We start from the raw sequence: 6,346 nt of genomic DNA, 5'->3' as shown, positions 1-6,346 counted from the left end.
GTTCTCTTCAAAATCCTCAAGATACGGCAAATTCCTGTGCTATATTGAATACGAGTGATTTTTTTAGTAATAATCAGTTTTAATTTACACCTACTGTTACGGGTCTTCCGCTGGATCGAGAGTGCGTACTGACCGTGTACCTAACCAAGTTTCAATCATAAAATTAATAACGTCTTGCTGTGGGAACAGAATTTTAATACCTTCCTCACGAAACGCAGATTTCACGTTATGAATGACATTTTGGATAGCACGCCATTTCCGCTGAGGCATTGGAGAATCAATCCAGAACCGAAGTTCAAGAACGACCGCTGAGTCAGCGAATCGGACCGGAAGCGCTTGCGGGGCAGGTTGATTCATGATCGCGTTCGGATTCTACGGCATCTTTCTCGGCCCGATACTGCTCGTCTTTGTCGCACAGTTCTGTAGAACGATTGCCCCGTACGTGCTCACTGGCAGACATCCACACCAACAATCGAATCTCTCGGACTACTGAACAACCCCGACCAAACGAGACAACCGACCCGCGGACAACGACGCAACAGGCTTGGAGCGGCTTCGTCTCTGGTTCTCTCAGACATGTTGGTTCATCAGCTCAGCTCTCAGACGATTTCGCCACCACGGCTGCCGGTGACGACGATGCGTGAGCTGACTCCACATCATCGGCACCGGCTTGTCCGCCGGAATAGCACCACCTCCATCCTTCTCAGGCGGGTGTACAGGAAGCTGACCGTCAGCGACTCAGATCTCGAGACACCACCTGTCGACACCGCGCTCAACGAGGATTGAGAGACAATAGCGCCGCCGGAACTCGGTGAATTTCTGAGACATTCTCCACGAGTGAACCTGCCAGAGTCAGGAACCCACGACTGAAGTCGCGGGTTTCCGCCTTGTATCTCTATGAGAAAAGTAGGGTGAGGTCGTTGACTCCCTAGCTGTTCAAGAGTGCGAGATCAGCGACTCATCAGCAAACAATCCCGTAACAACGGTGTCGATCAGTGCCTCTTCAATTTCATCGTAGCTGTCATCAGCGACCACAGGTGTTTCACGCGCCTGCGTGACAAACAGCAACGACTGCAAGAGTCCACGGACGATTTCCGGGTCGTCTATGCGAACCTCATCGCGTGTGATCCACTCTTCTGGCTGCGGTAATACCCGAGTGAGATCTGCCTCCATAGCTGAGCTAGTGTCGCTGTTGGTGTCGTCGGAACAGACAGTGTCGTCACCTCCGCTACCTCCATTCTTATCGGAATTATCATACTGTGTTCCATCCAGTTGTTCGTCGATCCGCCGGATTTCACCGTCAACGAAGAGGCGCCGGACGAGTGGATTCGACCGGACTTGCTCAAGCGTGGTTCGTAGAATCAGTTCGGCTTCTGCCTGCGGTGACTCCGCGTCAGCGATTGCCGTTTCGAGTCGCGCAAACAGACGCTCGCGTTCGGCAATTAACACCGCGAGATACAGTTCTTCTTTTGAATCGAAGAACTGATAGAATGTACTCGTGCCGATGTTTACTTCATTTGTTACATCGCTCACACGCGTGCGATCGAAGCCAAACCGTGCGAATAGCTCATGACCTGCTTCAACCATCGCCTCGCGAATTCGCTCACGATCTTTATCAGTAAACTGTGTCACAGTCGTTGCCCCACCTTCACCACAGCAGTCATATTTGTCTTTCCCATGCCGGATACAAGACCTCAAGAAAGAAAGGTTTATTCATTCATGGGCGAAGTAATTCACGTGCAGCAACCCAGATTTTTCCCGCCGAGTAGTCTCGATCCGACTTCGCTTCACCTGCAATCGGGGAACCCCACATGCACGGAGGCGAGGTAGCACATGCGAACTCGTCCGCTATCGGTCGTCCTTGTGAGTGTCCTCCTTCTCACCAGTGGTGTCGGTGTCGGTGCTGTTGGTGCTGCCATGGGCGGCGACTCTACGGCAAGTACTACTGGAACTGCCGCTGTTTCCGGTGGAATCGGTTCGGCACAGACATCGAATGTCGGGGGCTCGCCTGATCTTGATGTCTATGCGTCGAACCCGAACCTCGTTCCGGGACAGACGAATCAAGTAGAGCTGACAATCGCAAACGACGGGAACCTACGGTTTGGTGACCCATCAGTGGCCGAGACGGCACTGACCGCGCGGAACGTTCGCGTGGACGCCGAAGCGCCGGGAGCGCTCTCCGTCGAGTCCGGTGAGACCGCGATCGGCGGCGTGACGACAACGACACCGAGGTCGGTCCCGGTAAGCATCAACGTCCCCAATAATGTCGACCCGGGAACCTACACGCTCGATCTTGACATTACCTACTCATACATTTCCTCTGGTGAGGACCGGACTGTGACGGTCTCTCGGCAGATTGACCTCCGCGTTCGTGATGATGCACGGTTCCAAGTCGTCGATGTTGAGAGCAACACTCAGATCGGCGACTCTGGTACTGTTGAGGCGACGATCGAGAACGTCGGTTCTGAGACCGCCCACAACGCTGATGTGACGTTTAGTACCCAAAGTAACAGCGTCAGTGTAAGCGGTGGTCAGTCCGGCACAGTTCGCGTGGCTGAGGTTGACCCCGGTGAAACGGCAACTGTCGCCTACGATGTTGGCGTTGCGTCGGACCTTCCCGTTCAACAGTACACGCTGTCGGGATCTGTCGCATTCGAGGACCCTGACGGTATCTCTCGCACGGATAGTGGCCTCTCACTTGGGGTCCTTCCACGTGCCGAACAGACGTTTGCACTCACGAACGTTGAGTCACAGCTTCGTGTTGCCGAAGACGGGGACCTGATCGGGACGATCCGTAACGACGGCCCTGTCCCGGCACGCAGTGTTGTGGTGCAGTACACTGGCAGTGATCCAAGTGTCATCCCAGCGGAGCAGTCGACTGCAGTCGGAACACTTGCGCCCGGTGAATCTGCGAACTTTTCGCTGCCAATCTCGATCAGTGGTGAGGCAGAGGCAGGTCTGCGGTCGCTTGATATGGCAGTTCAGTACCGCAACGACGAGTCCGAACTCCGGGCGTTCGAAGATATCGTTGCGAATGCCGAAGTTGCGCCCGAGCGTGACCGCTTCGATGTCACCATCGAAAACCGTACGATTCAGTCCGGCGGGACTCGTACCGTCGATGTCGCGGTGACAAACAACCTGAACGAGACCGCAAGCGACGTCGAAGCGCGGCTGTTTGCCGACGATCCGCTCGATACCGGTGATACCGACACTGGATACGTTCAGTCACTTGAGCCCGGCGAGACCACGACGATGACACTCGAGTTGACCACCACGGGCTCGGCAACGCCGGGCAGTACCTACCCTATTTCGCTTGACTTCCGGTACGATGACGCCGACGGCGACAGCCAGCTCACCGACACGTTCCGTGTCCCGATCGATGTCGTTGAAAGCGAGGATGGTGGGCTCCCGCTCCCCGTAATCATCGTCGCACTTCTCGTTGTCGGCACGGGCGGGCTTGTCGTCTACCGGAGGCGGCAATAGCCGATGTCGCTCGGCGAGCAGATCGAGGCGTGGACGCGGCGGCTCAACGACAGTATTGTCGATAGCCCACGCCGAGTCATCGTCGTATTCCTTGTCCTCACGCTTGTGTTCGCCGGTGGGATAGGCCTCGTCAGCACAGACACCGAAGCAACTGATTCGTTCACGGAGGGGCTCGAAGAACAGGAAGCGCTTGACGCCGTCAATCAAGAGTTCGAAGACCCGTTTGAACCGGAGGGTGAATCAACGCAGCTCATCCACTCTGGAAGTAATGTCCTCACAAAAGAGGCGTTGCTGCGAGACCTCCGGGTGCTAGAGGAGGTCGAATCGCGCGATAACCTCCGCGTCGCCTCGTCGAACGGCCCGGCAACTGTCGTCGCCCAGACGCTTGATCCGTCGGCGAGTACGGCGGCTGAACAGCGGCGCGTTATCGAATCGACAAGTGAAACCCGCGTCCGTCAGGTCGTCCGCAGGCTCTCTGAGAATCCGCGGTTCACAGGGACCCTTGCGACTGACTTCAACCCGACGAGCGCAAGCGCATCGGCCTCGATCACGGTTATCTCACACGATGTCCCTGCGGGATTCACCAGTGGCGACCTCCAAGAGGTTCAGACGACAATTCGGTCGATTGCAGCGGACCAACCGGGTGAGCTCACTGCGTTTGGGAGCGGTGTGACAAATGCTGAAACGGCAAGCGTTATCGGGGACTCGTTGACGATCGTGATGCCGGTCGTCGTGTTGTTGCTGCTGTTGTTCCTCGTCGTTGCCTACCGGGACCCGATCGACCTGTCGTTGGGGCTGCTGTCGCTTCTGATGACTGTCATTTGGACCTTCGGCTTCCTTGGGTTCTCTGGGATTCCGTTTAACCAGCAGATGATCACCGTCCCTGTGCTGTTGCTAGCAGTGGGCGTCGACTTCGGGATTCACATTATCAACCGCTACCGCGAGGAAGCAGTCGCAGGATACGATGCCATCGAGGCGATGCGAGAGGCGAACAACCAGCTGATGATCGCCTTCATTATCGTGACAGTCACGAGCGTGTTCGGGTTCGGTGCAAACGTCATTTCAGATCTCACACCGATCCGGAACATCGGGATTGTCTCCGCAATCGGGATCATCTTCACGTTCCTGATTTTCGGGCTGTTTCTTCCGGCCGCAAAGTTGGAGGTGGATAAATTGCGAGACGCCTACAACGTCCCTGAGTTCAACTCGGCGCCGATCTCCTCAGAAGACTCCACGCTTGGCAAGTTCTTGTCGTTCCCGGCGCAGGCGAGTCAGTACGCGCCGATCGCGTTCGTCGTCGTGTTGCTTGTGACGGGCGGAATGGCAGCAGCGTACGGGAGCGGTGTTGATACGTCGTTCGAGACTGAGGACTTTCTGCCTCCCGAAGAGCAACCCGACTACGTGACCGGGTTGCCTGAACCGTTCGCACCGAGTGAGTACACGGTCACGGAGACGATAAATCTGCTTGAAGACCGGTTTTCGACCAACCAAGACCAATCTGTGACGTTGTACATCGAAGGAAACTTCGAAGAGGGTCATGCGCTCGAGGCGCTTGACGACCCGAACGACGACGCAGTGGGCTCGCTTGCTGTTGGTGACGGCGGAGCTGCACAGCCGACCAGCATCCTGACCGTGATACAGTCTCAGGCCGAACGGGACCCTGAATTCGCCGCGTTGGTCGCCCGCAATGATATCGACGGGAACGGGATCCCCGATCAGAATCTCGACCGGATCTACGACGAACTGTTCGCCTCGCAATCGGGCGACCGCGCAGAACAGTACCTCACTCCTGACCGGCGGAATGCACAGGTCGACTACGCGATCGACTCGAGCGCCTCACAGAGCGAAGCCGCCGCCGACGCTCGAGCATTTGCGGAGGAGTTCCGCTACCAGACGACCGCGACTGGCCAGCTCGTCGTCTTCGACGCGGTAACGGATATCATTTTCAACTCTTCGATTCAAGGGTTGATCCTCGCAATGGGGCTGACAGGACTGTTCCTCGTCATTGCGTACGCCGTCTTGGAAGGGAAGCCGCTTCTGGGTATTGTGAACCTCTTCCCAATTCTGATCGCAATCGCGTTCCTGCTCGGGACGATGCGATATCTCGGGATCTCGCTGAATGCGCTGACTGGGACGATCCTCTCCATTTCGATTGGACTGGGGATCGCGTACTCGGTGCATGCCACCCACCGATTCATCGACGAGTTCAACGACGGTGCAGGTGCACACGAGGCGATGATCATCACGCTTTCAGGAACCGGCGGTGCGTTGCTTGGGAGTATGTTGACGACCTCGCTCGGAACGGGCGCACTCGCGCTTGCCATCACTCCTGTCTTGGGAGACTTCGGTCTCTTGATGGCAATTAGCGTGGTGTACTCGTTCGTGTTCACGATCGTTGCACTTCCCCCTGCGGTCATCTTGTGGGAGCGCTATGACGGTGTCTGGAACGGAATGGAGTCAGTTGTGACTGGGTGACAACCTCCTGCGCTTGAAGACGCAGGAATCCTAAGCGGTGAGAGTTTCAGTTTTGTAATGTGACTCCGCCACTTTGCGGGAACGTGTTTGACCCAGTCGTCGTGGTCGGTGGCTAACTGACGATGCCAACCCGCCGTTACGGAGAATCGAGGAGAAAGCCTCGTTTTTTACCGCGGGGAGGATGTCAGTCCTATCCTCTGTGTCGTTGACCCCATCTGTTGTTTTTGCCAGTAGGGAGTCTCTGACGCTTTGCCCTGCTTCTGTATCGGATTCGTGGAATCTGAACGGTCGGGTTGGAGACCCGGCAATACCATTGTCAGTGGAAAGCACCATCCAGTGACGGCACATATCTATGCGGTTTATCACGTGGTACGCTCTTGTGTAGCAC

The 6,346-nt window shown here is 56.2% G+C and carries 4 protein-coding genes and 1 pseudogene; 3 read left to right on the top strand and 2 right to left on the bottom strand.

The genetic code is table 11. The features are described 5' to 3' along the window. Positions 1–96: 96 nt before the first annotated feature. On the bottom strand, positions 97–357 hold the full coding sequence (locus tag DJ69_RS19115) for a mechanosensitive ion channel (RefSeq protein ID WP_144050416.1): 261 nt from the start codon (positions 355–357) through the stop codon (positions 97–99). A gap of 1 nt (position 358) precedes the next feature. Between DJ69_RS19115 and DJ69_RS19195 the strand changes: the two are divergent. Then, positions 359–493, top strand: a pseudogene (locus DJ69_RS19195) (AI-2E family transporter); the annotation flags it as partial. Positions 494–936: 443 nt separating this feature from the next. Here the strand turns inward: DJ69_RS19195 and DJ69_RS09260 are convergent. Beyond that, complete coding sequence (locus tag DJ69_RS09260) at positions 937–1,632, bottom strand: TetR/AcrR family transcriptional regulator (protein ID WP_099255344.1); 696 nt, start codon at positions 1,630–1,632, stop codon at positions 937–939. Positions 1,633–1,863: 231 nt separating this feature from the next. On the opposite strand from DJ69_RS09260, the gene DJ69_RS09255 reads away from it, so the two are divergent. Further along, positions 1,864–3,483 carry a COG1361 S-layer family protein gene (locus tag DJ69_RS09255; RefSeq protein ID WP_245851607.1) on the top strand — a complete coding sequence of 540 codons (1,620 nt, stop codon included), beginning with the start codon at positions 1,864–1,866 and terminating at the stop codon, positions 3,481–3,483. Positions 3,484–3,486: 3 nt separating this feature from the next. Next, on the top strand, positions 3,487–5,958 hold the full coding sequence (locus tag DJ69_RS09250; protein ID WP_099255343.1) for an efflux RND transporter permease subunit: 2,472 nt from the start codon (positions 3,487–3,489) through the stop codon (positions 5,956–5,958). Positions 5,959–6,346: the final 388 nt, after the last annotated feature.

The organism is Halorubrum persicum, assembly GCF_002727125.1.
Taxonomy (GTDB): domain Archaea; phylum Halobacteriota; class Halobacteria; order Halobacteriales; family Haloferacaceae; genus Halorubrum; species Halorubrum persicum.
Note: the sequence above shows the minus strand (reverse complement) of the source record. Positions and strands in the feature narration are given on the sequence as shown.